At 46.1% G+C, this 25,802-nt stretch carries 25 protein-coding genes; 13 read left to right on the forward strand and 12 right to left on the reverse strand.

What is annotated here, in order from left to right; genetic code table 11:
- Positions 1–3: 3 nt before the first annotated feature.
- Positions 4–1,098 carry a VanZ family protein gene (locus ICV89_RS10285; protein ID WP_215308549.1) on the reverse strand — a complete coding sequence of 365 codons (1,095 nt, stop codon included), beginning with the start codon at positions 1,096–1,098 and terminating at the stop codon, positions 4–6.
- A gap of 46 nt (positions 1,099–1,144) precedes the next feature.
- Between ICV89_RS10285 and ICV89_RS10290 the strand changes: the two genes are divergently transcribed.
- Both ICV89_RS10290 and ICV89_RS10295 read left to right on the forward strand, forming a co-directional pair.
- Positions 1,145–1,945 carry a biotin--[acetyl-CoA-carboxylase] ligase gene (locus tag ICV89_RS10290; protein WP_215308550.1) on the forward strand — a complete coding sequence of 267 codons (801 nt, stop codon included), beginning with the start codon at positions 1,145–1,147 and terminating at the stop codon, positions 1,943–1,945.
- The gene (locus tag ICV89_RS10295) at positions 1,942–2,763 is read left to right on the forward strand and encodes a type III pantothenate kinase (protein ID WP_215308551.1); all 822 of its coding nucleotides are present in this window, start codon (positions 1,942–1,944) and stop codon (positions 2,761–2,763) included. The genes ICV89_RS10290 and ICV89_RS10295 overlap by 4 nt, the downstream gene beginning before the upstream one ends.
- A 13-nt stretch (positions 2,764–2,776) precedes the next feature.
- Here ICV89_RS10295 and rfaE2 read toward each other — a convergent pair whose 3' ends face one another.
- On the reverse strand, positions 2,777–3,268 hold the full coding sequence (rfaE2, locus tag ICV89_RS10300) for a D-glycero-beta-D-manno-heptose 1-phosphate adenylyltransferase (protein WP_215308552.1): 492 nt from the start codon (positions 3,266–3,268) through the stop codon (positions 2,777–2,779).
- Between the two features lie 103 nt (positions 3,269–3,371).
- Here rfaE2 and ICV89_RS10305 point away from each other — a divergent pair, with 103 nt between their 5' ends.
- The 5 genes from ICV89_RS10305 to ICV89_RS10325 are packed head-to-tail and all read left to right on the forward strand — an operon-like array spanning position 3,372 to position 8,174.
- Positions 3,372–3,935 (forward strand): glutathione peroxidase, encoded by a 564-nt coding sequence (locus ICV89_RS10305; protein ID WP_251370839.1) that lies wholly within the window; start codon positions 3,372–3,374, stop codon positions 3,933–3,935.
- The gene (locus ICV89_RS10310) at positions 3,935–5,323 is read left to right on the forward strand and encodes an NAD(P)/FAD-dependent oxidoreductase (RefSeq protein WP_215308553.1); all 1,389 of its coding nucleotides are present in this window, start codon (positions 3,935–3,937) and stop codon (positions 5,321–5,323) included. The genes ICV89_RS10305 and ICV89_RS10310 overlap by 1 nt, the downstream gene beginning before the upstream one ends.
- Positions 5,324–6,109, forward strand: coding sequence for a DUF1365 domain-containing protein (locus ICV89_RS10315; protein ID WP_215308554.1), 786 nt, complete (start codon positions 5,324–5,326; stop codon positions 6,107–6,109). It begins immediately after the preceding gene.
- Entirely contained in the window at positions 6,106–7,401 is a 1,296-nt protein-coding gene (locus ICV89_RS10320; RefSeq protein ID WP_215308555.1) for a cyclopropane-fatty-acyl-phospholipid synthase family protein, read from the forward strand. The genes ICV89_RS10315 and ICV89_RS10320 overlap by 4 nt, the downstream gene beginning before the upstream one ends.
- A complete protein-coding gene (locus ICV89_RS10325; protein WP_215308556.1) occupies positions 7,398–8,174 on the forward strand; it encodes an SDR family oxidoreductase in 777 nt (258 codons plus the stop codon). Before ICV89_RS10320 ends, ICV89_RS10325 begins: the two co-directional genes overlap by 4 nt.
- A 9-nt stretch (positions 8,175–8,183) precedes the next feature.
- On the opposite strand, the gene ICV89_RS10330 is transcribed toward ICV89_RS10325, so the two are convergent.
- From ICV89_RS10330 to argS, 3 genes are read right to left on the reverse strand one after another with little or no spacing between them, the layout of a single operon-like run.
- Positions 8,184–8,846 (reverse strand): thiol:disulfide interchange protein DsbA/DsbL, encoded by a 663-nt coding sequence (locus tag ICV89_RS10330; protein WP_215308557.1) that lies wholly within the window; start codon positions 8,844–8,846, stop codon positions 8,184–8,186.
- Positions 8,843–9,451 (reverse strand): SPOR domain-containing protein, encoded by a 609-nt coding sequence (locus ICV89_RS10335; protein ID WP_215308558.1) that lies wholly within the window; start codon positions 9,449–9,451, stop codon positions 8,843–8,845. The genes ICV89_RS10330 and ICV89_RS10335 overlap by 4 nt, the downstream gene beginning before the upstream one ends.
- 50 nt (positions 9,452–9,501) lie before the next feature.
- Positions 9,502–11,229, reverse strand: coding sequence for an arginine--tRNA ligase (argS, locus tag ICV89_RS10340; RefSeq protein WP_215308559.1), 1,728 nt, complete (start codon positions 11,227–11,229; stop codon positions 9,502–9,504).
- Positions 11,230–11,264: 35 nt separating this feature from the next.
- Between argS and ICV89_RS10345 the strand changes: the two genes are divergently transcribed.
- Positions 11,265–11,582 carry a DUF1840 domain-containing protein gene (locus tag ICV89_RS10345; RefSeq protein ID WP_215308560.1) on the forward strand — a complete coding sequence of 106 codons (318 nt, stop codon included), beginning with the start codon at positions 11,265–11,267 and terminating at the stop codon, positions 11,580–11,582.
- 30 nt (positions 11,583–11,612) lie between these two features.
- On the opposite strand, the gene metH is transcribed toward ICV89_RS10345, so the two are convergent.
- Complete coding sequence (gene metH, locus ICV89_RS10350) at positions 11,613–14,360, reverse strand: methionine synthase (protein ID WP_215308561.1); 2,748 nt, start codon at positions 14,358–14,360, stop codon at positions 11,613–11,615.
- Positions 14,357–15,421 carry a homocysteine S-methyltransferase family protein gene (locus tag ICV89_RS10355; RefSeq protein ID WP_215308562.1) on the reverse strand — a complete coding sequence of 355 codons (1,065 nt, stop codon included), beginning with the start codon at positions 15,419–15,421 and terminating at the stop codon, positions 14,357–14,359. The genes metH and ICV89_RS10355 overlap by 4 nt, the downstream gene beginning before the upstream one ends.
- A gap of 78 nt (positions 15,422–15,499) precedes the next feature.
- Between ICV89_RS10355 and ICV89_RS10360 the strand changes: the two genes are divergently transcribed.
- Complete coding sequence (locus ICV89_RS10360; RefSeq protein ID WP_215308563.1) at positions 15,500–15,949, forward strand: PhaM family polyhydroxyalkanoate granule multifunctional regulatory protein; 450 nt, start codon at positions 15,500–15,502, stop codon at positions 15,947–15,949.
- Here the strand turns inward: ICV89_RS10360 and ICV89_RS10365 are convergent.
- Positions 15,861–16,946, reverse strand: coding sequence for an MBL fold metallo-hydrolase (locus ICV89_RS10365; protein WP_215308564.1), 1,086 nt, complete (start codon positions 16,944–16,946; stop codon positions 15,861–15,863). The genes ICV89_RS10360 and ICV89_RS10365 overlap by 89 nt on opposite strands.
- Positions 16,947–16,968: 22 nt before the next feature.
- Here ICV89_RS10365 and ICV89_RS10370 point away from each other — a divergent pair, with 22 nt between their 5' ends.
- Positions 16,969–17,145 carry a DUF1289 domain-containing protein gene (locus ICV89_RS10370; RefSeq protein ID WP_215308565.1) on the forward strand — a complete coding sequence of 59 codons (177 nt, stop codon included), beginning with the start codon at positions 16,969–16,971 and terminating at the stop codon, positions 17,143–17,145.
- A 21-nt stretch (positions 17,146–17,166) separates the two neighbouring features.
- Here ICV89_RS10370 and ICV89_RS10375 read toward each other — a convergent pair whose 3' ends face one another.
- Positions 17,167–18,150 (reverse strand): MDR family oxidoreductase, encoded by a 984-nt coding sequence (locus ICV89_RS10375; RefSeq protein ID WP_215308566.1) that lies wholly within the window; start codon positions 18,148–18,150, stop codon positions 17,167–17,169.
- Positions 18,151–18,237: 87 nt separating this feature from the next.
- On the opposite strand from ICV89_RS10375, the gene ICV89_RS10380 reads away from it, so the two are divergent.
- From ICV89_RS10380 to ICV89_RS10390, 3 genes are read left to right on the forward strand one after another with little or no spacing between them, the layout of a single operon-like run.
- Positions 18,238–18,522, forward strand: coding sequence for a hypothetical protein (locus ICV89_RS10380; RefSeq protein WP_215308567.1), 285 nt, complete (start codon positions 18,238–18,240; stop codon positions 18,520–18,522).
- A gap of 21 nt (positions 18,523–18,543) precedes the next feature.
- Entirely contained in the window at positions 18,544–19,032 is a 489-nt protein-coding gene (locus tag ICV89_RS10385) for a flavin reductase family protein (protein ID WP_215308568.1), read from the forward strand.
- Between the two features lie 22 nt (positions 19,033–19,054).
- Positions 19,055–19,717, forward strand: a complete 663-nt coding sequence (locus ICV89_RS10390) for a glutathione S-transferase family protein (protein ID WP_215308569.1) — start codon at positions 19,055–19,057, stop codon at positions 19,715–19,717.
- A gap of 90 nt (positions 19,718–19,807) precedes the next feature.
- On the opposite strand, the gene ICV89_RS10395 is transcribed toward ICV89_RS10390, so the two are convergent.
- From ICV89_RS10395 to ICV89_RS10405, 3 genes are all read right to left on the reverse strand, one after another.
- A complete protein-coding gene (locus ICV89_RS10395) occupies positions 19,808–22,843 on the reverse strand; it encodes an efflux RND transporter permease subunit (protein WP_215308570.1) in 3,036 nt (1,011 codons plus the stop codon).
- 7 nt (positions 22,844–22,850) lie between these two features.
- Positions 22,851–23,990: an efflux RND transporter periplasmic adaptor subunit gene (locus tag ICV89_RS10400; RefSeq protein WP_215310400.1), complete on the reverse strand. Its 1,140-nt coding sequence runs from the start codon at positions 23,988–23,990 to the stop codon at positions 22,851–22,853.
- A 169-nt stretch (positions 23,991–24,159) separates the two neighbouring features.
- Complete coding sequence (locus ICV89_RS10405) at positions 24,160–25,695, reverse strand: efflux transporter outer membrane subunit (protein WP_215308571.1); 1,536 nt, start codon at positions 25,693–25,695, stop codon at positions 24,160–24,162.
- Positions 25,696–25,802 lie beyond the last annotated feature (107 nt).

The following is a 25,802-nucleotide window of genomic DNA, read 5'->3' on the forward strand; positions in this document are numbered from 1 at the left end:
CAATCAAGGTTTTAGATTAAAGGTGGCTCTATTTCGTATGACCCAAAATAATGCCAATGGCAACCATACTACTGAAACCCATTGCATTAATTCATTAAAGTGTAATAGCCGACCTTGATACCAATGCCGTAATGTCAGAATGAAATACGGGTTGTCTGGCAGGAAATTAATCACCAGGGTGGCAGTAACTAAACAGGCGATTGCAAGCCAAGCTTTACTGGATAAAGAAAATTGGAGAGTCCATCTAAGCAAAAGACTGCCTAGCACCATCCCCCAAATAGCCCCCGCCGTGAGCCACAACAAGCCAAATTCCGCACCGAACTGCAATGCCGTAAAGGCAATCTTCACTAAAACAGTGAAGCAAAGGAGGCTGTTTAAGATTTTCCATTGGGGCGCTTTTTCGCGCATCCCCAATGACAGTAAGAGCCCTGTACCAAGCCAACAGACCGCTGTAATAATCGATTCCTGGATGACATGATTTACCACCATAGTGCCCCAATCAACGGAGGCAAAAATCGCATGCCCCCACACCCCCGTACCTAACCAAGAGCTCTGTGGATAGATCTGAGCCCAGGGGAAAAGTAGAAATAAGGCGCAAGCAGCCCAGTTCAAGCCAAACCATTGGTCAAAGCAGCGACGAACTGCGCTCCCAGAAAGCCACTGAGGACCTAATGGAATGGCTAACAAGCCGCCCATCAAACCGCCCAACACATTGGCCCACCAATCCATTTGGCTCGGAATGCGGGTGGGCAACCAAGTTTGTAGCGACTCAACACTAAAAGCCAATGCAGCACTAAAGCTCAAGGCGACGCTTAAGGCAACAAAATTACGCCAACGTGGGTAGCAGGCAAAGACCAGCAGAAACCCAAGAGGGATATAGGCCAAGACGTTGACTGACACATCAAATAGCGTAATAAAGCGGGGTAAAGGCGCATCCAACCATGCCCATGGGGCGATCCCATTATCAAAACTGAAATCGAAGGGATTCAGGCTGACATAAATGATTAAAAGCGCATAGCTCAAGCTAATAGCCCGAGCCAAAGGCATTGCCTGGAGAGGCCAAACAAACTTGCGAGGACGCTGTTCTTCGTATTGCATTCCCTTATTCTAGGTCAGCCAGCCTAGATCTTTCTACAATAGAAAAATGAGCCCGAATTGCATCCTCGAACGTGTTTCCACCACCAAATCAACTAATGATGATTTATTAGCCCGTTGGCGTGCCGGTGAATTAATTGATCCCGTAGCTCGTATTGCCCACGATCAGACTTCCGGCAAGGGTAGGGCCGGAAGAATTTGGCTTTCCAATCCTGGAGATGCGCTGTGCTTCTCCTTAGCCTACCCATTCAATAAACGCCCCCATGAATTGAGCGGACTGAGTCTAGTCATTGGACTGGCGGTTATTTCAGGCATTGCTGGAGCCTTAGGCATCAATGAAACTACTCTTCATCAACAAGGTCTCAGGCTGAAGTGGCCCAATGATTTACTACTGAACAATGACAAACTTGGCGGCATCCTGATTGAAGGCGGACAAACTAGTCCAAGTTCGCCCACTTGGATGGTGATTGGCCTAGGGCTGAACTTACGTAATGCAGAATTGATTCAACAGAAATCAGAAAATCAAACTGCTTTAGGTGCTGCCGCTTTGGATCAACTCGTATCTCATCATGCACCGATACCAGATACGGAGTTCATTTGGCTAAAGCTGATTGAGTCATTTGAAAGGCATTTAACCCAATTTGAACAACATGGGTTTAGCTATTTTAAAAATTCATGGTCAAATTGGGACGCCTTTAATGGCCAGCCTGTTTGCATATCAGGCGCCGGCCAAGAGCCCATCATTGGTATCGCTTCCGGAGTAGATCACTCTGGCGCTCTTGTTCTTCTTCAGCATGACAAATCTATCGTCATTCATGCGGGCGATGTTTCTTTGCGAGCTCAATCATGAGTCTGTATTTAGTATTTGATCTTGGCAACACTCGGCTCAAGTGGGCCGCAGTCGAATCTACACAAAACATTGCAGACCGCAATAAAAAACTATGGGCATATTCTGGGTCGATCGGCACCAAATCTTTCCAGTCACCCGAACTACGCGCTGAGCTGTCTGCCTATATTTCTAAAACCTTACCTAAACCAGATGCTATTGGCTTTTGTTGCGTAGCAGGTGATGCTGCTATTGAAAATTTACGCAAGCTCTTTCCGCAATGGCAAGATCTTGAGTGGAAACAATTCACAGGCAGCAGTCCGTATCAAGGCTTGCGAACACTCTATCAAGACCCCAGCAAATTGGGAGCAGATCGGTGGGCTGCACTGATTGGCGCAAGAGCTCTCTCCAGCACCAATACGCTGGTGATTAATGCTGGGACGGCCACTACCATTGACTTACTAGGCGGCAATGGCGTCCATTACGGTGGCTGGATCCTGCCAGGCTTAAACCTGATGCAAGAAAGCCTGCAACAAAATACAGCCCAACTTCCATTGGCAGTTCGGGCTAATAAGCCTGAAGCTCAAGCGAGCTTTGGCTTCACTACTGATGAGGCGATTACAGGCGGTTGTGATGCTGCGCAAATGGGGGCAATACTGCGGGCAGCCTACTTAGCCAAAGCGATGCATCATCCCGTTGAGCGAATTTGGCTTGATGGGGGCAATGCCAAAATTTTGGCAAATGAAATTAAACAGTTTCCAGAGCTAGCAGCGCTACCAGTAGAACCCATTGAGGGCTTGGTACTACGCGGGCTTTGGGCTTGGCTCTTGCAAAACCTATAAACCGCCAAACACCTTAACTTGTTCGGATCTTGCCCAATAGCGTTGTTGTAGAGCGCTCATATAAAAATGGGATAGCAACTGCTACACCACCCCAAGTTTTCACGAGGCGAGTCTCCTCCAGGGAGTCGATTTCATAATCTCCTCCCTTAACGTAAATATCAGGATGAATCTTGGCAATCAGATTCACCGGGGTCTGTTCTGTAAATAACACCGCCAAGTCGACACTCTCAAGCGCTGCCAATAAAGCCTGGCGATCAGATTCAGTATTAATAGGCCTGTCATCACCCTTGCCTAGCATTTTGACCGAGGCATCTGAATTCACCCCTACTACAAGGCTAGCGCCCATTGCCCTAGCTTGGGCTAGGTAGCTGGCATGCCCTCGATGCAGGATATCAAAGACGCCATTCGTAAATACCAAGGGTCTCGGAAGCGTCGCAATACGAGCCTCCAACTCAGTCGGAACGCAGACTTTAGATTCAAAAGAAGGTGGGGGTAAAGAACTCATAGCGTCATATTAATGGCATTGGGCTAAATTCAACGATATTTGCCAGAATGTCTTAGACTTGGGGCATCCCCGTCCCACCCAAAGGCTTAAGATGATTCACCCTATGCCGCGTTACTTGCTGGCACTACTTTTCTTGCTTATAGCAATGCCGTTTGCAAAGGCAGCTCCCGCAGCTGGCAGTTGCAGCTCACTTCTATCGCACACCTTCCCAAGATTGCAGGATGAGGCACCTCAAAGCCTTTGCCAATATCAAGGCAAAGTTATTTTGGTTGTTAATACAGCCAGTTTTTGTGGCTTCACGAGCCAATACGAGGGTCTTGAAAAGTTGTATGCCAAATACAAAGACCGCGGCTTAGTTGTACTAGGATTTCCATCAAACGATTTTGGCCAACAAGAGCCGGGTAGCAATAAAGATATCGCAGACTTCTGTAAAAATACCTATGACGTGAAATTCCCTATGTTCGCTAAGAGCTCAGTTAGCGGAAGTAATCCAAATGCACTATTTAAAATGCTGATAGCTAAAACGGGGACAACACCGAAGTGGAATTTTTATAAGTACCTCATTGATCGAAATGGAAATGTAGTCGATTCGTTTGGCAGTATGACAAAACCAACAAGCACCAGTATTACCAGTGAGATAGAGAAACTTCTTGGAGAAAAAATTTAGTGAGTAAGAAAAAAGTTGCCATCATTGGCGCTGGTATCTCTGGCCTAGGATGTGCATACGCATTAAGGCAGCATCCAGATTTGGAGATCACCCTATTTGAAGGTGGCAAGCATATTGGTGGCCATAGTAATACTGTCGATCTCACACTAGAGTCCCCTCACGGCCAGATGACCTATGGAGTCGATACTGGATTTTTAGTATTTAATCGAAAAACCTATCCTCGCTTAGTTCGTCTGTTTGAAGAAATTCAGGTTCCGATTGCGCCATCAGAAATGTCTTTTTCAGTATCTATTGATGCGGGAGTAAAAACAGGACGTAGTAAAAAAATTGAATGGGCTGGTAACGACCTCAACTCCTTCTTTGGCCAAAGGTCTAATTTGTTCTCGCCATCATTCTGGAGAATGGCTTATGACATCTTGCGCTTTAATCGTCTCGCTACTAGACTCGCAGAAGAACAAATTACTGCCAAACTAGAATATTCAGAACCAGATGAGCGCATTAAAGATTTTCTAGATCGCAATCGTTTTAGCACTAGCTTTAGAGAAAATTATTTTTTGCCGATGATTGGCGCTATTTGGTCATGCTCTGTTGAGCAGATGCTAGAGTTTCCGATTCAGACTATGGTCCGCTTCTGTCATAACCATGGTCTTCTCCAAATCCAAAATCGCCCGCAATGGCTTACTGTTAAAGGCGGCTCCCGCGAGTACGTAAAACTTTTGGTAGTGGCACTGGAAAAACATCAAGTTCAATTTGTACGAGAGTCTGTCTCTCGAGTCAATGCGAAAAAAACAGATGACTCTCCAGTCGAAGTGATTACATCCTCTGGGCTGTACCAGTTTGATGAAGTGGTCATGGCATGTCATAGCGATCAGACTTTAGAGTTGGTTCATGGCATTGAACAAGGCGCGCGTAATATTTTGGCATCGGTTCCTTACCAGAAAAATCGCGCAATTTTGCATACAGATGTTAACTTCTTACCCGCTACTAAACGTTGCTGGGCTGCTTGGAATTACACCGCAAAATCTGGAGCAACTCCGACTTCGCAACAACACGTAAGCGTGAATTATTTAATCAACCGCCTACAACCCCTACCCCAAGTATTCGAGGGCACACAAATTATTGTGAGCTTGAACCCATTGACGGATCCCAATCCAAAATTGGTGCATGAAGAAATCCATTACTCACATCCCGTCTTTGATATGCGCGCCGTGCAGGCACAAAAGGAGCTGCCTTTAATTCAGGGTAATGCTTCGATCTGGTATTGCGGAGCATGGACAGGATTTGGTTTTCATGAGGATGGTCTGCGCTCAGGCGAATTGGTAGCAATGGATCTCATGGAGAGCATTTCTCATCGAGCTAAATCAAACTCCATTAAAGATTCTCAGTAAATGAATTTACCAACGATTAATTTTGGAGCTGTAAAGCATCGACGCTTTCGCCCCGCTATTAATGCGTTTGGCTACGGCGTATTTACTGTCTCTATTCCAATGCGTGCACGCAGAAATGATCCAACATTACTCAGTCAGCATGGTCTGAAAGATAAACAATTCGGACTTTTTTCCTTTTTTGACCAAGACCATGGATTAGGCAATGAGAACAGCCTGTCCTGGATCGAATCGATCCTTAAAGAAAATCACATTCATCATGATGATGGTGAGATTTGGCTGCACACTTTTCCGCGAGTGCTCGGCTATGTCTTTAATCCGGTCAGCTTTTGGATCTGCACCCGAACTAATGGGCAAGTTCATGCGGTACTCGCTGAAGTGAATAACACCTTTGGCGAACGGCACTGCTATCTACTTCATCATGACTCTGGCAAAGCCCTGCAATCTGGAGAGACGCTTATTAGCAACAAGGTATTTCATGTCTCGCCTTTTTGTGACGTCCGGGGGGAGTACCACTTCCGTTTTTTGTTTCCCCAAGATAGCAATTCAAAGCGGAATATTGTTTGTCGGATTGAGTTGCACGAGGACGGTGCTCCATTAATTAATACCAGTATTAGCGGTCTAGCTCAGCCATTGACTAAAAGCGCTCTCTATCTTGCCTTTCTGCGCTACCCTCTTATGAGTTTGGGTGTCATTGGTCGAATTCACTGGCAGGCATTGAAATTATGGCTAAAAGGTGTACCCTTTCACTCAAAACCTAAACCACCAGAACTTGAAGTTACTCGATGAATCGCCCCGGTCAAACACTGCTATCTCGCCTCACCTTCTCTCGTCCTGAAAGGCGAAAATCTAAACTGCAGCAAGGTAATACAAGCACAGTGGCCCTACTGGGTCTTTTGGCTCAATTACGCAGCGGGCATTTAGTACTCACCCTTCCCAATAATGAAGTAAGGGAGTTTGGCAATAACTCAGACCAACTTCATGCAGAAATTCAAGTTTTAGATTGGTCTGTATTTAAACAAGTTTTATCTCATGGTGATATCGGCTTTGCCGAAAGCTATATCCGGGGTGAATGGAATACACCCGATCTCAAAGCAGTTCTAGAGCTAGCCATTCGAAATCGCACTATCCTAGAGAAAGCAATTTATGGTAGCTGGCTTGGATCCATAGCCTATCGTCTGAGACATTGGTTTAGAGACAACTCTAAATCCGGAAGCCGTAAAAATATTCATGCGCACTATGACTTGGGTAACGCCTTCTACGCACTCTGGCTAGACCCCACAATGAGCTACTCGAGTGCATGGTTCTCTGAGGGTGATAAGCAATCACTCATGGACGCTCAGCGTGCAAAAATTAAACGTATCTTAGACTCCATCCACGCTAAGGAAGGGGATCAACTCCTAGAGATAGGTTGTGGTTGGGGCGGCTTTATGGAAGAAGCCTTACGCAATGGCAATCAAGTCACGGGTCTGACATTGTCGACTGAACAAAAGGCGTTTGCAGACTCTAGACTTAAAAAAATCTCTGCAGAAATCCCCAATACAAAGCAATTTGAGGTTCGGCTGCAAGACTATCGGGACTGTCAAGAGCAATTTGATGGCATCGCCTCTATTGAAATGTTTGAAGCGGTTGGTGAAAACCATTGGACCGAATACTTTCAAACAGTTGCAAAACGACTCAAAGCAGGTGGTCGGGCTTGCATCCAAACTATCGTAATTGCAGATGATTTATTTGATCGCTATCGCCAAAGTACCGACTTTATTCAGCAGTATGTTTTTCCAGGAGGTATGCTCCCCTCTCCTACTAAATTTAAAGCTGCTGCGGCTAGTGCAGGTTTAGAGCTTGAGGCAGAGTTTGCCTTTGGCGCTGACTATGCCAAAACCTTATGCCTATGGCGTGATAGCTTCAATCACAAGATTGAAGAAATTTATCGCCTTGGTTTCGATGAGGCATTTATTAGGCTCTGGAATTTTTATCTCATGTATTGCGCCGCTGGATTTTCTGAAAAGAATATTGATGTAGTGCAATACACCCTCAAACATAAAGATGTCATTCATTCAAGTGATGCACTACGCCCATGAAACAAAAAGGGATAGATTCATTTGTTAATCAACGAATTTGGGTCATTGGGGCTTCCAGCGGTATTGGCGAGGCCTGCACAAAAGCTTTTATCAAGGCGGGCGCAAAAGTCGCCCTCTCTAGCCGTCGTGCCGAGCGGCTTGATACTCTCGCACAATCTGCTACGCCAGAACAGGCTTTGGCGCTCCCACTAGATGTCACTCACCAAGAGCAGTTGGCCTCTGCCTACCGAAGAATCCTAGAGGCTTGGGGTGGCTTAGATCTACTGTTGTTTGTCTCGGGCGTATACACCCCCTTACGTGCTGATAATTTTGAATTTGATATTGCACAGAAAACAATTGATGCCAATCTGCTCGGCCCCATGCGGGCAGTCAGCATTGTTATGCCTGATATGCTCAAAGCGCATGCTGGTCATATTGCTATCGTTGGTAGCGTCGCGGGATATAGTGGACTACCTAAAGCCTTAGCGTATGGGCCAAGTAAAGCAGGAATTATTAATTTCTGTGAAACCCTGTATTACGACTTACTTCCGCAGGGCGTGAGCGTGCATATGATTTCACCAGGATTTGTTGCAACAGAGGCTACTGCACAGAATGATTTTGAGATGCCAGCGCTCATCACTGCCGATGAGGCCGCTCAAAAAATCCTTGCAGGACTTCAGGCTGGAGAATTTGATATTCACTTCCCTAAGCGGTTTTCAGGATTCTTAAAATTCCTCAGAATCCTGCCCTACCCGCTTTACTTTTGGATTATCCGGCGCTTCGTCAAAATATAAGATCCAGAATTACTTGTACTTATCCTTGCGGATTTTTTGCTCCAAGTGCTCCATTACAGCAATCGCTTTTGCCTTGGTTCCAGCAATAGATGGGGATGTTACATAGCGACCCTGCATCACAATCGTTGGCACGCCATCAATACGATAAGCATCAGCCATCTGTCTTGCAGCACGAGCTTTTGATACAACGGCAAATGAGCGATAAGCAGCTAAGAAAGTATTGCGATCGATACCTTGTGAGGCCACCCAATCGGCGATCTCATTTTCTGTCATGAGGCGCTTATTTTCTTTGTGCATGGCATACATGACTTTGTCATTCATCGCCTCGCCCTTACCCATGGACTCTAAGGCATAGAACAGCTGACTGTGCGGCATGAAATCATCACGGAAAGCAACGGGCACTTTACGGAATGTCACATCCTTTGCTTGGCGCTTAAGCCATGCATTGAGCTCTGGCTCAAAATCATAACAATGCGGGCAACCATACCAAAAGAACTCGATAACCTCGACCTTGCCTTTGGCCTCAACTGGCTGAGGGGTAGGTAAAATACGATAATCAAACCCCTCTTCAATCTTAGGACTTTGTGCAGTAGCAAGGCCTGAAAAAGAAAATGCTAAGCCGAGAATAGTGGCAGATAAAAAGGTTCTTTTAGATTTAGATAATGTAATCATGATTTGCTAGATTTAATGACACTCGGTTTAATGCCCATGCCATTGAGCTTATCACGCACGGGATTGCTTTCGTCAACACTGTTGTATGGGCCAACACGTACACGCCAAAGCGTATTGCCCTCACTATTAATCTCACTTAATTGAGATTGAATACCTTGAATCGCTAAACTCGCTTTTTGTGCATCTGCATCGGCACGCTTATTAAAGGCACCTACCTGTAAGAAATAAATTGCATCCGATTTTGCTGCTGGAGCTGGTTCTGCCGGCTTTTTACCATTAGCCACATCAGCAATTGGATCTGGCGCACTCGCTACGGGTGCAGCTGACTTGCCTTGTAGTGGTTTATTCAAATCTAGAGCCTCTGCTGGAGCAGTCACCTCACCTTCTGCCGGCGCTGATCCCGGCTTAATGATTAAAGGGAGATTGGGGGCTCTGACTCCAGGGCGCTCTTGCGGCGTATTTTTGGAAAGGTAGAAGGCAATCACAAAAGCGACGCCAAGGCCAACACCCAGCCCTAAGATAAAGCCAAGAATAGTACCGCCATACTCCGGGCTCGAAGACTGGGTCTTTGGCGTAAAGCTAGTGTATTGATTATTTTTTTTCATCGTATCCCCATCCTTCTTTTTACTTCTTAAGCGCTGGCAATTACTACAGCTTACATCTTAGCGGGTGCTGATACACCTAATACTTTTAATCCATTTTCAAGCACTTGACGCGTTGCTAGGAGCAATGCAAGGCGCGCCAATTTTAATGCGGGATCATCTACTAAGACGCGATCTGCGTTATAGAAAGTATGAAAGTCTCCTGCTAAATCACGCAAGTAAAAAGCTAAAGCATGTGGCGCTAAATCTGCAGCCGCATCAGTAAGCATTTCTGGATATTCAGCTAAACGACGCAACAAATGATCCGAGGCTTTACTTTGCAACAGGGAGAGGTCTGCGTCTTTTAGGTCTGATACTTTTCCACCCCATTGGGTCAGAATTGAACAAATACGCGCATGGGCATATTGCACATAAAACACGGGATTCTCATCATTCTGCTGTAATGCCAAATCAACATCAAAGACAAACTCTGTATCAGCTTTACGGGAGATAAGGAAGAAACGCACGGCATCTCTTCCACGCTGAATGGCTAGTTCACGCTCATCAGCTGTCATCTCTGGTGTAACACCTCCAGACCACTCAACCAAGTCACGCACAGTCACATAGGAACCGGCACGTTTAGAAATTTTGACTTCTTCGCCGTGCCGCATCACCGTCACCATCTTGTGTAATACGTAGTCAGGGTAGGTTTTCGGAATATTCCAACCACGCTTCTGTGCCACACCCTGTAAGCCCGAGCGAACACGGGCAATAGTGCCGTGGTGATCACTCCCTTGGACGTTAATTACTTTTTTAAAGCCCCGATTCCATTTACTGGTGTGATAGGCAACATCAGGCACAAAGTAGGTAAAGCTACCATCAGACTTACGCATGACGCGATCTTTATCATCGCCATCATCTGTTGTCTTGAGCCAAAGCGCGCCCTCAGACTCATAGGTCTTGCCAATGCTCTGCAGCTCTTCGACAATTTTTGCAACACTGCCATCGGTATATAAGGAGGACTCTAAGTAATAGCAATCAAACTTCACGCCAAATGTTTTTAAGTCAATATCTTGCTCATTGCGTAAATACGCAACAGCAAATTGACGAATGGCTTCAAGATCATCTTGATATTGAGATGAATCCTTAAAAGCAGCCGCAATCTCCGCAATATATTCACCGTTATAAGCACTCTCTGGCCAAGTGGCATCACCTGGTTTAAGTCCGTTTAATCGAGCTTGCACTGAGAGCGCCAAGTTTGCAATCTGGACTCCAGCATCGTTGTAATAAAACTCGCGGTGCACCTTAATACCCTGAGTTGCCAATAGATTTGCTAACGCATCGCCTAGCGCAGCTTGTCGACCATGACCCACATGTAGTGGGCCAGTAGGATTAGCAGATACAAACTCAATCATGGCGCTAGCAACTGGGGCTGACTCTGACGCTAGCTGACCAAACTGAGATCCCGAGGTGAGGACTTCTTGCACCACAACAGTTTTAGCGGCATTGCTGAGGCGAAAATTAATAAAGCCAGGCCCTGCAATTTCGCAGGAGGCAATGAGATCGCTATAGCCAGGCTGCTGCTCTAAACGCTCAAGCAGGGCTTGTGCCAATTCCCTAGGATTTAACTTCCAAGCCTTGGAAAGCTGAAGTGCAATATTGCAAGCGATATCCCCATGGTCTACCGCCTTAGGACGCTCTAAGCGAGGCGCGGGGGTATCGCCCAAACCACGCTCTTGGGCAAGACCCTGAAGAGCCGCACTCAGCATTTCAATTAAACGATTTTTATTAGTTAACAACATAGATAAGTGAGTTTATCAGGTGGTAAGCTATTGAAATGATCTATCAATTTCGCTCCAAAGCGGGTCCTGACGTCATCATGCTGGCTGATCTCACCCAGCGAATCTTTGATATTTTGGGCCGTCCATTAGAGCCCAGAGGAATTTTGACGGTGGAGCAACTACCAACCCTCATCATCGACCTAGAAACTGCTATTCTGAAAGACTTGGAAGAGCGGGCTAAAAGTAATGCAACGGCCCAAGAAAGCACTGAAAAACGAAAGCTTGCCGATAGACTAGGCCAGCGCGCTTACCCCTTTCTAGAGCTTATGAAACAAGCTAAAGCCAAAGGTGAACCGGTGATGTGGGGCGTTTAAAGACTACATCCCACTCCAGCTAAATTCAATTTAGTCTATCGAGCTTGCCAACTGGCGACGAATGTCTTCAACGGGCTCATTACGGCGCTTAGCAAGATCTTCAATCTGATCTGCTGACAACTTACCCACATTGAAATAACGTGCGTCTGGATGCGCCAGATAAAAACCACTGACACTAGAAGCTGGATTCATGGCCATCGATTCGGTCAAGGTCATACCAATATCTTCTGAACCAATGACGCGCAATAGATCTTTTTTCACTTCATGTGCAGGGCAAGCTGGATATCCTGGGGCCGGACGAATGCCGCGATATTCTTCATTAATCATCTGATCGTTCGTCAGAATCTCATCAGTCGCATAAGCCCAAAGATCGGTACGAACACGGTGATGCATCAACTCTGCAAATGCTTCTGCTAGACGATCGGCTAAAGATTGCAACATGATTGCACTGTAGTCATCATGCTTCGCATGGAACTCAGCCACTTTTTTCTCGACCCCGTGGCCAGTTGTCACAGCAAAGCAACCCAGATAATCAGCCACATGTGAATCTTTCGGCGCTACATAGTCTGCTAGGCAGCGATTAGGCCGACGGACTCCATCGATAACTGGTCGCTCAGCCTGCTGACGCAAGTTATGCCAAACAAATAATGGATGCTCGCGCGATTCATCACTGTACAAAACAATATCATCACCTATCGCGTTTGCCGGGTAGAAAGCTACTACAGCATCAGCTTGTAACCACTGACCCTTAATCAACTTATCCAATAGCGCCTGGCCGTCTTCAAATACCTTACGCGCCTCTACACCAACAACTTCATCATCCAAGATTGCCGGGAACTTACCAGCCAAATCCCAAGTCTGAAAAAATGGTGTCCAATCAATGTATTTAGCGATGTCACTCAAAGCGAAATTCTTGAAAACACGACGCCCAATAAACTTAGGCCTCTCAGGCACGTAATGAGTCCAATCAATCAACTCGCGATTCTTACGTGCAGCTTCTAGTGAAATAGTTGGAGATGCCTTCTTATTGGCATGCTGCTCACGAATACGTACGTAGTCATCGCGTAGATCTTGAATAAATTTCTTGGCGCTTTCATCTGATAGAAGGCTTGATGCTACAGACACAGAGCGGGAGGCATCAGGCACATAGACTACCGGTCCATCGTAATGCGGCGCAATCTTGACTGCGGTATGCACACGGGATGTTGTAGCGCCACCAATCATGAGCGGAATTTGACGCTCACGGAAATAGTCATCACGCTGCATCTCTTGAGCAACGTAGGTCATCTCTTCTAGAGATGGCGTGATCAAACCAGACAAGCCAACAATATCTGCTTTTTCCTCTTTGGCCCGCTTCAGAATTTCTGAGCAGGGCACCATCACACCCATATTAGCAACTTCAAAGTTATTACATTGCAGCACCACCGTCACAATGTTTTTACCAATATCGTGCACGTCACCTTTAACAGTCGCCATCACAATCTTGCCTTTAGCTTTTGCTTCGCCGCCAGAGGCAATGTGTAGACGCTTCTCTTCCTCAATATAAGGAATTAGAATTGCAACTGCTTGCTTCATCACGCGTGCGCTCTTAACCACTTGAGGCAAAAACATTTTACCGGCGCCAAATAAGTCTCCAACGACGTTCATACCATCCATCAGGGGGCCTTCAATGACCTCGATTGGACGACCACCTGCACCCATAATTTGCGCGCGCAGCTCTTCAGTGTCACCCTCAATAAAGGTGGTAATTCCATGTACCAAAGCATGGGTTAAACGCTCACGCACCGGAGCTTCACGCCACACCAAATTTTCTACTTGCTTTGCGCCGCCGCCCTTAAATTGGTCAGCGATATCCAACAAGCGCTCAGTTGGGGTCTTACCGTCTTTTTCTTTAAAGCGGTTGAGCACCACATCCTCAACACGCTCACGCAATTCAGGATCCAAGTCAGCATAGACGCCAAGCTGCCCCGCATTAACGATGCCCATATCCATACCAGCTTGAATAGCGTGATACAGGAAGACAGTATGAATAGCTTCACGTACGCGATCGTTACCTCGGAATGAAAAGCTAACATTCGAAACACCGCCACTCACTTTCGCGCCTGGCAGATTTTCTTTTATCCAGCGTGTAGCATTAATAAAATCGACTGCATAGTTATCGTGCTCTTCAATGCCGGTAGCAATTGCAAAGATATTGGGATCAAAAATAATATCTTCTGCTGGAAAGCCGATTTCATTAACTAGAATTTGATAGCAGCGCTGACAAATTTCTGTTTTGCGCTTGAAAGTATCTGCTTGACCTACTTCGTCAAATGCCATCACTACAGATGCTGCGCCGTAACGACGAATCAAGCGTGCTTGTTTTCTAAACGGCTCTTCACCCTCTTTGAGTGAAATCGAGTTCACAATCGGCTTGCCCTGAATGCACTTTAGACCCGCCTCAATGACACTCCATTTAGAGGAGTCAATCATGATCGGTACACGAGCAATATCTGGCTCTGAGGCAATCAAATTCAAAAAGCGTGTCATCGCCGCTTCAGAATCCAACATCGCCTCATCCATATTGATGTCAATCACTTGAGCACCATTTTCAACTTGCTGCCTTGCAACTACCAAAGCCTCATCAAATTGATTATTTAAAATCATGCGCGCAAATGCTTTGGAGCCTGTTACGTTAGTACGCTCGCCAATGTTGACAAAGCGAACATCGGCTGTAACGTTAAAAGGCTCTAGGCCTGAGAGCTTCATTGGTGGCATTACTTTTACAGTCTTACTCATGCTGACAACTCCGTACTCTCGCGATAGAAGGGTCGCGGCTTACGCTGCGCAACTGCATTAGCGATTGCACGAATATGATCTGGCGTAGTTCCACAGCAACCACCTACTAGGTTTACCAAGCCATCTTTTGCAAAACCATCAACTAAGCTAGAAGTAATGTCCGGAGTTTCGTCAAAACCTGTGTCACTCATGGGATTGGGTAAACCGGCATTGGGATAGCAAGATACTGCAACATCGCAGATGCGGGATAGCTCAGCAATGTAAGGGCGCATCAGCGCTGCACCTAAGGCGCAGTTCAAGCCAAAGGTGAGTGGTTTAATGTGGCGCAAGCTATTCCAAAATGCTTCCACTGTTTGACCGGATAAAATTCGACCAGAAGCATCCGTGACCGTACCTGAAATCATCACCGGCAAACGCTCACCCGTTTCTTCAAAGAACTCATCTAAAGCAAACAATGCAGCCTTGGCATTGAGTGTGTCGAAAATAGTTTCGACTAAAAATAAATCAACACCGCCCTCAAAGAGGCCCTCAATCTGCTCTCGATAGGAAGCTCGCAATACGTCAAACGTCACATTACGCGCACCTGGATCATTTACATCCGGAGAAATACTTGCAGTCTTTGGTGTAGGTCCAATTGCACCAGCTGCAAAACGTGGCTTATCTGGCGTAGAGTATTTTTCACAAGCAGCGCGAGCCAATTGAGCGGAGATCACATTCATCTCACGAGCCAAATCAGCCATCTTGTAATCCTCTTGCGCAACTGAAGTAGCGCCAAAGGTATTGGTCTCAATAATATCTGCACCGGCATCTAAATACTGCTCATGAATCTTGCTAATAATTTGAGCTTGAGTGAGCACCAAGAGTTCATTATTGCCCTTAATGTCACCTGGATGACTCTCAAAGCGTTTGCTAGCAGGCAATCCGCGGTAATCCGCCTCACTCAGCTTGTATTGCTGAATCATGGTGCCCATAGCGCCATCCAAAATCAGAATGCGCTGCTTTAGTAGCTCAGGAAGTGCCTGACCACGGGTATAAGGCTGGGATAAACCATTAGATTGCATTGCGTAACCGGGAATAATCTCTAGAATCCTCTATTGTATTGGCAATAAGCCACTTTTATCTGACCCGGAGCCACCCCTATGTTTGGAACTATCCCAGAATTCAATCAAAGCCTTGAAATGATGAAAACCATGTGGGGTCAGGGAGTGGGAGGGCAAACGCCAGGGCAATTTCCCTTTACCACGGACGCCTCAAAGGCTGCTGGGGGGTTTGGCTCAGCATTTCCAGGACTTGATACCGACGAACTTGAAAAGCGCATCAAAGATTTGAAAAGCGTTGAAAACTGGCTTAACCTCAACCTCAATATTTTAAAGTCCACCATTCAGGGGCTAGAAGTGCAGCATGCCACCATGATGGCACTCAAATCCTTTGGGGATGCCGTTTCAGCAAGCGCCACTGCTGCCACTGGTGAAGCCCCTAAAGATTCCGAAACAAAAGCTTCTAAACCACGCAAAACCGCAACACGCCGTCGTCGGAAAGCTGGCGACTCAACTTTCCTCGACGAAGTAGGTAATTCAGATGGGCAATAGCCTCGCCCATAGCAAATGTCATTTGGTGAATATCTAGTTCACGCCTAAATAAAACCGGCACTATCTCACGAGCAGTTGCCGGTTTTTCACATGCTCCAAGAGTTTCTGCCAAGCGCTCATCGTGATGCGCTTTCAACTGATCAATCCGCGGCTTCATTCCTGTAAAGGGCTTGCCATGAGATGGCAGCACTAGAGTGTCGTCGGGCAGAGGTAGATATCGATCCAAGGAGCTCAAATACAGACCCAAGGGATCCGCATCTGGATCTGCATCGTAAACGCTGACATTAGTAGAAATGCGCGGCAACAGCATGTCTCCAGAAATCAATACTCCCAAATCTTTACAAAATAATGAGGCATGCTCAGGTGCATGACCAAATCCCATGATCACTTGCCACTCATGTCCGCCAATCAAAATCATTTCACCATCAATGATGCGGCGATATTGCCGTGGCACACCCGGAACCATATTGCTGTAGTAATTCGAGCGAGCACGAATTTTTTCTAGATCTTCTGTTGCAATGAGTCCATGCTTTTGAAAGTGGTCTGCAGAGCCCCCACCGCCAGCGCGTGCACCAACCGCAGCTCCACCTTCTTTATGGCTAAGCCATTGCGCAGTTAAATAGTCTGTCATAGAGATCCAGAGTGGTGCTTGCCACTTCTCACAAAGCCATTGAGAGAGTCCGATATGGTCTGGGTGCATATGGGTCACAATCACCCTCAACACTGGCAAGCCTTCTAGTTGAGTAGTAAAGATCTGATCCCAGGCTGCTCTTGTCTCATCATTAGCAATGCCACAATCCACGATAGTCCAGCCTTGAACGCCTTCAAACTCATCCCGTAGCAACCATAGGTTGATGTGATCCAAAGCAAACGGCAAGCGCATCCGCAGCCAGCGCACACCAGGTGCAAGCTCTATAGAGCTGCCCGCTTCCGGTAAAGCATCTGCTAGGGGATAATGAATAGAGCTCAGATCGCTGGATTGGTTTTTAGTATTCATCTATTTTTATTTTAGGTTTTTTTTGATAACAGTTCCATCACCTTGCATCAACTGGTGTGACATCAACCCCGACAATGGTTTTTGCCGTGGTTGCTATCGCACGCTCCCTGAGATTGCCGACTGGTCTGAACTTTCTAACTCAAATAAGCTTGAGGTTTTAGAAAAACTTAAAGCACGAAAACCTCAAGCTCCACAATAAGCACTGTTCATTCCGAAATGCTTATTTGTTTACATCCACAATTAAACGGCCGCGCACATTGCCAGCCATCAGCTCTGCAGCATACTTTATAGAATCTTCTAAATGAATTTCGTGAGAGATCTCTTCTAAAGTTTTGAGATCTACCAACTTACTTAACTGCTCGTAAGCCGCAATACGCTTTGCTTTTGCTACTGTCACACTATTAATGCCATACAAAGTTACGCCACGCAAAATGAATGGCGCAACAGTCGATGGAAAATCCATGCCTTGAGCAAGACCGCAAGCGGCAACTGCGCCATCGCTCTTGGTTTGAGCGCAGGCGTTAGCTAATGTATGACTACCAACGCTATCCACCACTGCCGCCCAACGCTCTTTTGCTAAAGGCTTGCCAGGAGCCGACAGTGCAGCACGATCAATCACTTCACTAGCGCCCAATTTCTTCAAATAATCAGCCTCAGAGATACGTCCGGTACTGGCAACCACGGTAAAGCCCAACTTACTCAAAAGAGTAATGGCAAAACTACCGACCCCACCTGCAGCGCCAGTCACCAATACCTCGCCATCACTGGGCTTCAAGCCATGCTTTTGTAAAGCCATCACGCACAGCATTGCGGTGTAACCAGCAGTACCAATAGCCAAAGCTTGCTTAGCAGTGAAGCCCTTGGGTAAGGGAATGAGCCACTCTGACTTCACACGTGCTTGCTGCGCTAAGCCACCCCAATGACCTTCGCCAACGCCCCAGCCATTGAGCAGCACCATGTCGCCAACTTTAAATTCTGGGCTAGCGCTCTCTAAAACCTCTCCCGCAAAATCAATCCCGGGCACCATCGGAAAGCTACGCACTACCGGGCCTTTACCAGTAATTGCCAAGCCATCTTTGTAGTTCAGCGTGGAGTAGAGCACCTTAACCTTGACATCGCCCTCAGGCAAGCTAAGCTCATCGACTTGAGCAAGCTCAGCCCGATAACCTTGATCATCTTTATTTACCAAAATAGCCTTAAACATGTCTCTTCCTTTTAAAAGCGCTGCATTCTCCACAGCAAATACATAATAGGTTTATCCTAACGAGCATTGCTGATTATGGAGGTTTCCATGAAAAAAATTCTACTATTAACTATAACTTGTGGTCTAGCGCTCATTGGCTGCTCATCGAGCCAAATTAATATGTCTATGGGTAATATGCGTCTAATCACTTCCAGCGCAACGCCACAAGATGTGATGGATTTTGCCAGCACAACTTGTAGGAATGACTTTTACCAAGGCGCCAGCTTCCTCTCTAAGGCCGGTAAGGAATATCGCTTTAAATGCGTAAAAGCTGAAGAGAACGAAATTCTCATCCCGATTCCAGGCACTACCATTCCGGCTGCAACGAAGTAAGCCACCAAACAAATAAGCAAGATGACCCCATTTAACTCCCAAGAGCTCCGCAAGGGCTTCTCCTCCTTTGCAACCGGGGTCACAGTGATTACCTGCCTAGATGCGAACCAGCATGCTCATGGCATCACCATCAGCTCTTTCAATACGGTTTCCTTGGAGCCACCACTGATTTTGTGGAGCCTTAAGAAGCATTCAAACTTGATGCCCAATTTTGAAGTGGGTCACAAACAATTAATTCATGTACTAGAACGCTCGCAAGAAGCCATGGCGATGCACTTTGCTACCGTGAAAGAAAATCAATTTGTTAATATCCCTCACAAAATTGCAGCAAGCGGGCTTACTCAAATTGAAGGATGCTGCGCTTACTTTGAATGTGAGACCGTATCAGTGCATACCGGAGGCGACCATAACATCATTGTTGCCAAAGTCCTCAACCTAAAGCACTCTCCAGCAAGTCATCCACTCATATTTGCACACAGCAAATTTATGGGTTTAGATTCATCACTTTAAAAATACTCAAATAGGAATTGAAATGATGCGCTTATGGGGAAGAAAAAGTTCTATTAATGTACAAAAAGTATTGTGGTGCCTTGCAGAGCTGGGGCTAGAAGAAGGTAAAGATTTTGAACGCATTGATGCTGGCCTTCATTTTGGGAAAAATCGTACACCTGAATTTCTAGCACTTAATCCAAATGGCTTGGTACCAACCTTAGAAGACGGTAACCTTGTGCTTTGGGAATCCAACACGATCTTGCGATACCTAGTTCGTCAGTATGATCAATCGAGGCGCCTAAGCAGCGATATTGCCTCTCAATATCAGTCTGAGAAATGGATGGACTGGCAACTCGGAACGATGTGGCCAGCCTTACGCATCGCCTTTTTGGGGCTAACTCGTACGCCTGAAAATGAGCGAAACAAGGAAGCAATTCTTAAGGCTTATCAAGATAGCAATGCACTATTCACCCTGTTGGATCAACAGTTAGCAAGCCAGCACTATTGCTCTGGAAACACATTCAGTATTGGGGATATTCCGCTAGCACTTTGCGTAAGCCGTTGGATTTTATTGAATCAAACCTTTCCAGATCAAACTGGTCCTCGCCCCACTTTACACAATATTGATACATGGATGCAGCGCATAGAAGCAGAAACTAAGTACAGCGTGGTTGCAGAAAAAGAACTTAATATTGTGAAATAAGGCAAAGCCCTCAGAGCATAAGTATTGAGAGTCTCCAATGGAAAAGGGTGAAGCAAGTTCACCCTTTCTTTTTTTGCTGCTACTAATAGCTTATTGTTGCTTGAATTTTTTCTGATGGTGATCGGCGCCAATAAATAAGTACATCGCAGGCACTACAAAAAGTGTAAACAGCGTACCAATTGATAAACCAGTAAAGATCACGATACCCATCGATTGACGGCCAGCGGCTCCCGCTCCAGAGGCAATCACTAGAGGTACTACGCCTAATACCATTGCGGCAGTCGTCATTAATATCGGACGTAAACGTACACTACTAGCTTCTACGATGGCGTCCAACTTACTGCGACCAGCCTCTTGCAGCTCATTAGCAAATTCCACAATCAAAATACCGTGCTTACTAATCAGCCCCATCAACGTAACCAGTCCAACTTGTGTATACACATTTAAGGTTGTGAACCCCAAATTAATAAAAATCAGCGCGCCAAATAAAGCGAGTGGTACTGAAACTAAAATGACGATGGGGTCACGGAAACTTTCAAACTGCGCAGCCAAGACCAAGAACACAATTAAGATTGCAAAGAACATCGTCACCAAGAAACCACCCGACTCTGCCATGAACTGCCGGGACGGGCCAGCGTAATCCATGGTGTAACCGTTGGGCGCAACCTCTTTCAAAGTTTGACGCATAAACTCTAGTAAATCTGCTTGAGAAATAAATGGGGTGCTCACGCCAAATATCGTCGCCGAGTTGAGCTGCTGAAAGTGATTAATTGACTGCGGTACCACTCTTTGCTTAATTGTTGCGATGGTACGAGCCTGAATCATCTGTCCACTCGGGGTACGTATGTAGTAGTCAAGGATTTGGTCCGGGTTTAAGCGGTCCACTTGCTTTACTTGTGGAATGACGCGATAAGAGCGTCCAGCAACAGAGAAGTAATTAACATAGCCACCACCCAATGCAGCAGATAGCGCACTACCTACTTGCTGCTGAGTCATACCGAGTGCAGCTACTTTTTCACGATCGATTTCCAAAACATCCTGTGGTTTATCAATCTTCAAATCAGAGTCAACGAAAAAGAAGTTGCCGCTACGACGTGCCTTATCTAAAACTGCTTGGGATACCTCATTTAACAATTCGTAAGACTCGGTGGTATTAATCACTACTTGCACAGGTAAACCCTGTGCGCCAGGCAACGCCGGAAACTGGAAAGCGGCAACGCGAGCACCGGCGATCGAATTCCACTTACTCTGCATATCTTCCTGGAACTTAGTGGCATTGCGACTGCGCTGATCCCAATCTTTAAGCAAGACACCGCCAAAGCTACTCGTTGGACTGGTGATCTGGAACATCTGCTCATACTCAGGTTCCGCTGCTGATATTTGATAAATCTGATCAGCGTAAGTCTGCATCTGATTGACTGTACTGTTAGGCGGGCCCGAAGCCTGCATCAACACAATACCCTGGTCTTCTGTTGGCGCTAATTCAGAACGCGCGGTGGAGTAAAGATAAGCCACCCCACCTAGCAAAATCACACCCATCACAATAATGACCTGCCAAGTGCTCAAAAGCTCGCGCAAAGTAGTTTGATAACTGTGGTGAACTTTTTCAAAAATACGGTCAATCTTTTGAACAAACGGTGAGGCCTCTTGTTCTTCAGTAAAGATACGTGAACACATCATCGGAGAAAGCGTCAAGGCAATCAATCCAGATACTGCCACCGCACTTGCTAAGGTAAAGGCAAACTCGGTAAAAAGTGCGCCAGTTAAACCACCCTGAAATCCAATCGGAATATACACTGCGATGAGCACAATGGTCATGGCCAAAATGGGCCCGCCCAACTCACGCGCAGCAATTAAAGAAGCCTCCAATGGAGACTTGCCTTCCTTCATATGGCGGTCCACGTTCTCGACCACAATAATGGCGTCGTCGACCACTAAGCCAATTGCTAATACCAGAGCAAGTAGCGTCAGTAAATTAATAGAGTAACCCAAGACCTGCATTAGGAAGAATGTACCAATCAAAGAAAGTGGCATCGCAATTACCGGTACTGCAACTGCGCGAGCACTACCTAAGAATAGATAAATCACTACTGTCACAATTAATAGCGCTTCTAATAATGTGGCTACAACTTCATCAATCGAGGTAGTAATGAACTTAGTAGAGTCGTACACCACCTTTCCAGACATGCCAGTTGGCAACTGCTTCTGAATATCAGGCACTGCGGCACGAACCCGCGCAGCTACATCGAGTAAGTTCGCCTGCGGTGCCACCTTAATCGCAATAAATACAGACCTCTTGCCGCTAAATGCGACGTTGGTGTTGTAATCCTCGGAGCCCATAGTCACGCTGGCCACTTGATCCAAATAGACAATATTGATGCCATCTTTTTTGATAACCAACTTGCGGAACTCATCAAGTGTATGCAGATCAGTGCCGGCCACTAAATCCACTGCAACCATATCGCCTTTAGTGCTACCGACTGCAGATAAGTAGTTATTGGCTGCCATAGCGCTGTAGACATCATCTGCGCCCACACCAAGCCCAGCCATCTTCTCGCGATCGAGCCAAGCGCGCAAAGCAAACTTTCTGCCACCAGTAATTTCAGCGTTCTGGACACCGTCTATCGAATCCAGCTTTGGTTTCACTACCCGCAACAAGTAATCGGTAATCGCGTTGTTTGGAATATCGTCACTATAAAAACCCATGTACATGGCGGCAGTCGATTGACCAATCTGTACAGTCAGCACAGGTTGCTGGGCTTGTGGTGGCAGTTGATTCTTGACAGAGCTAATTTGGGTCTGGATCTGCGTCAATGCCGCATTCGAATCGTAGTTCAGCTTGAGAGTAGCGGTAATGGTTGAGAGGCCACTCACGCTCATGGATGATAAATAATCAATGCCCTGAGACTGAGCAATCGCTGTCTCTAAGGGCTGAGTAATAAATCCTGCAATAGTCTCTGGATCAGCCCCATAGTAGGCCGTCGTAATCGTAACAATGGCATTTTGGGTTTGCGGGTATTGATTCACCGGCAAGGATCCCACTGCCTTCAAACCAAATACCAGCACGAGTGCACTCACTACCAGTGAGAGCACTGGTCTACGAATAAATATATCAGTCCAATTCATCTAGGACTTATTCCTGTGGCTGTGGGTTTGGTGAATTGGCTGGTAACACCTTGTTATTTACGATCAGGGGTGTACCGTTTTTGAGCTTCAGCTGGCCGCTAGTGACCACTGTCGCACCCTCATCAATTCCTTTCAGAATCGCCACCTGATCTCCACGCGTTGGTCCAGTAGTGACAAAAACTTGTTGAGCCTCAAGTGCTGGCTTGCCCTGTTTATCTTTTTTACCAGTTGGCTTGGCAATAAAAACTGTTGAGCCATAAGGGTTATAGGTCACAGCCGTTTGTGGCAAGGTCAGCATTTTCAACTGATCGCCTAACTTGATATTCACATTAGCAAACATGCCCGGTAAGATCTTTTTATCTGGGTTAGCTAACTGAGCCTCTATCTGAATATTGCGTGTATTTGAATCGACCTTCGGGCTGACAGCAGTAATCTTGCCAGTGAAGCTTGCACCCTTGAATGCATCGGTCGTCACCACAATTTCTTGTCCAACCTGTATCTGTTCAGCGTTACTTTGCGGGAGATTGAAGTCCACGAAAATCGGATCCAAGGTTTGAAGGGTAAGCAACTTATCACCTGGGTTCACAAACTGACCCGGGTTGATCATCACAATACCAACGCGCCCACTAAAAGGGGCTTTTAAATTTTTCTTAGCCACTAAAGCCGTTTGCTGCTCTACCTGAGCCTGCTTAGACTTTGCATCCGCTTTGCTAGTATCGAATACGTTCTTACTGATCGCCTGAATCTCTAACTGCTGTCTATCACGCTCATTAATTACTTGAGCCAAATCTGCCATTGCTTTTAAAGAATTCAGTTGAGCAACATCAGATGCATCATTTAACTTAATCAGTAACTCGCCCTCTTTGACATCCATGCCCGATCTGATTGAAACATGTTGTACAAGGCCGCCAACTTCAGTGCTGAGCTCGACACCACGAAATGCACGCACATTACCAACACTAGATAACTTGGGTTGCCATGCTGAAGTTTCCACAACCATCGTAGAAACTGTTGCTGGTGGTAAGCCCATGCCAGCAATGAAATACTTAATCATGAAGGTCTTGAGTTGATTGAATCCAAATATCAAGCCCAATAACAAAAATACACCGCACAACATAATGGTCATGCGTCGACCCAAGGGGGTCATAGACTGCAGTTTTGCATTGATCTTGCTACGTATGAACCGTTCGCGCAAGCGTAGCCAAAATCCTTTTATTTTTTCCCAAAGAGCAATGAGTCTCTCGCGAAGTTTCCACTCGATCGCCTTCGCAAGTATCCAAGCCCATAAGGCAACTGCAATAGCAGTGACTTTGGTTTTAATTGTTTCCAGAAGTTTCATTTTGATCTTTGTTCGCTATGGCTTTTGGTTGAAAGGCTGGGCCGGTACGATTCCACCAACCGCCGCCCAATGCTGCAAATAATGCTGCCGTGTCAGAGAATCGGGTTGCTTGCGCAGAAACGGATTTGACCTTAGCAATTTGATATTGATTTTGGTAATAGAGGACAGCCAAATAGCTGGCAGTACCCAGCTTGTATTGCTGCTGTACCAAATCTAAAGTTTCATAAGCGTAGCGTTCAGCATCTGATGCAGACTTTAATGCTTGAGCACCAGTTTCTAAAGCACGCAAGGAGTCAGCCACTTCTTGAAAAGCCTTGAGCACAGTAGCTTGATATTGAAAAACTGCCTGTTCGTAATTAGCCATTGCACCACGGCGTTGCGCCAATAACTGTCCGCCCTGAAAGAGTGGCTGGAAGATGCCACCAGCAATAGACCATAGAGTGGCATTCGGCCCAAACAAGGCTGAGCTTGTTAATGCTGCGGAACCTATAGCGCCAGTGATATTAAATTGTGGCAATAAATTGGCGGTAGCAACACCTACCAAAGCATTGGTGGCCTTGAGTTGCGCCTCTGCTGCACGCACGTCTGGACGCTGACGCACCAAGCTCGATGGCACCGAGAGTGGCAGCTTCTCTGGCAAATGCAAAGATTTCAAGTCAAACTTGGTGATGTTGGCATTACTAGGTAAGTCGCCCACCAATACTGCCAGCTGATTACGCGCAAACGAAAGATTGCGTTCATAGGTAAATAAATCGACTTGCGAGTTAGATACTAAAGTTCTTTGTGAGGTCACATCCACTCGAGAAACCGTACCAATTGCCAATTGCTTTTCTGTTACCTCAGCTAAATTCGTTTGTGCCTTCAAAATTTCTTCGGTTGCCTGCATTTGTGCACGCAAAGCAGCTTCTCGCACTGCGCCGGTAACGATATTGGCGGTCAAAGAAAGGTAGGCACCTTCTAACTGAAACTGCGCAATTTCCTCTTTTGCTCTAGCACTTTCAACTGCACGGCGTGCGCCACCAAAGACATCTAACTTATAAGTGACATTTACAGAAGCGTTATAGAGGTTGTAAGTGTCGGATCCAAAAGGTAAGCCATAAATTGCAGCAGGCTGTAATTGCCGTGTGGCACCGCCATTTAAACCAATGGCTGGGAAATACTGCCCACCAATTTGTGCATTCACATTTTCTTGGCTCGCACGTAGTGCAGCATCTGCAGCACCTAAGTTTGGATTTTGCTGCAAAGCTTTTTTAATCAATACATCAAGCTCTGGAGACTTGAATAACTCCCACCACTGAGCCTCAATATCTGCGCCTTCAATAAACTCTTGGTCAGTTCCGCCAGGTACCCCAGGTGCAGTAGCTAATTTCTGAGGGATTGTAGTTTCGGTATATCTAGATGTATTAGGAGCATCTGGCTGCTTGAAGTCTGGACCTACCGCACAGGCAGAAAGAAGCCCCGCAGATAGTAGCGAAAGCAAACGCAAAGTATAAAAATCTTTTGAGTCAAACATGAAGTGGGACAAATATCCTTTTCTACAACAGATATTTGAACACACTTTTCTAAACCAGTCTGTGTAACACCTTGATTTAAATAATGAATTTTTGTACACAGCTAAAC

Origin of the sequence: Polynucleobacter sp. Adler-ghost (assembly GCF_018688495.1) — a bacterium.
GTDB lineage: Bacteria > Pseudomonadota > Gammaproteobacteria > Burkholderiales > Burkholderiaceae > Polynucleobacter.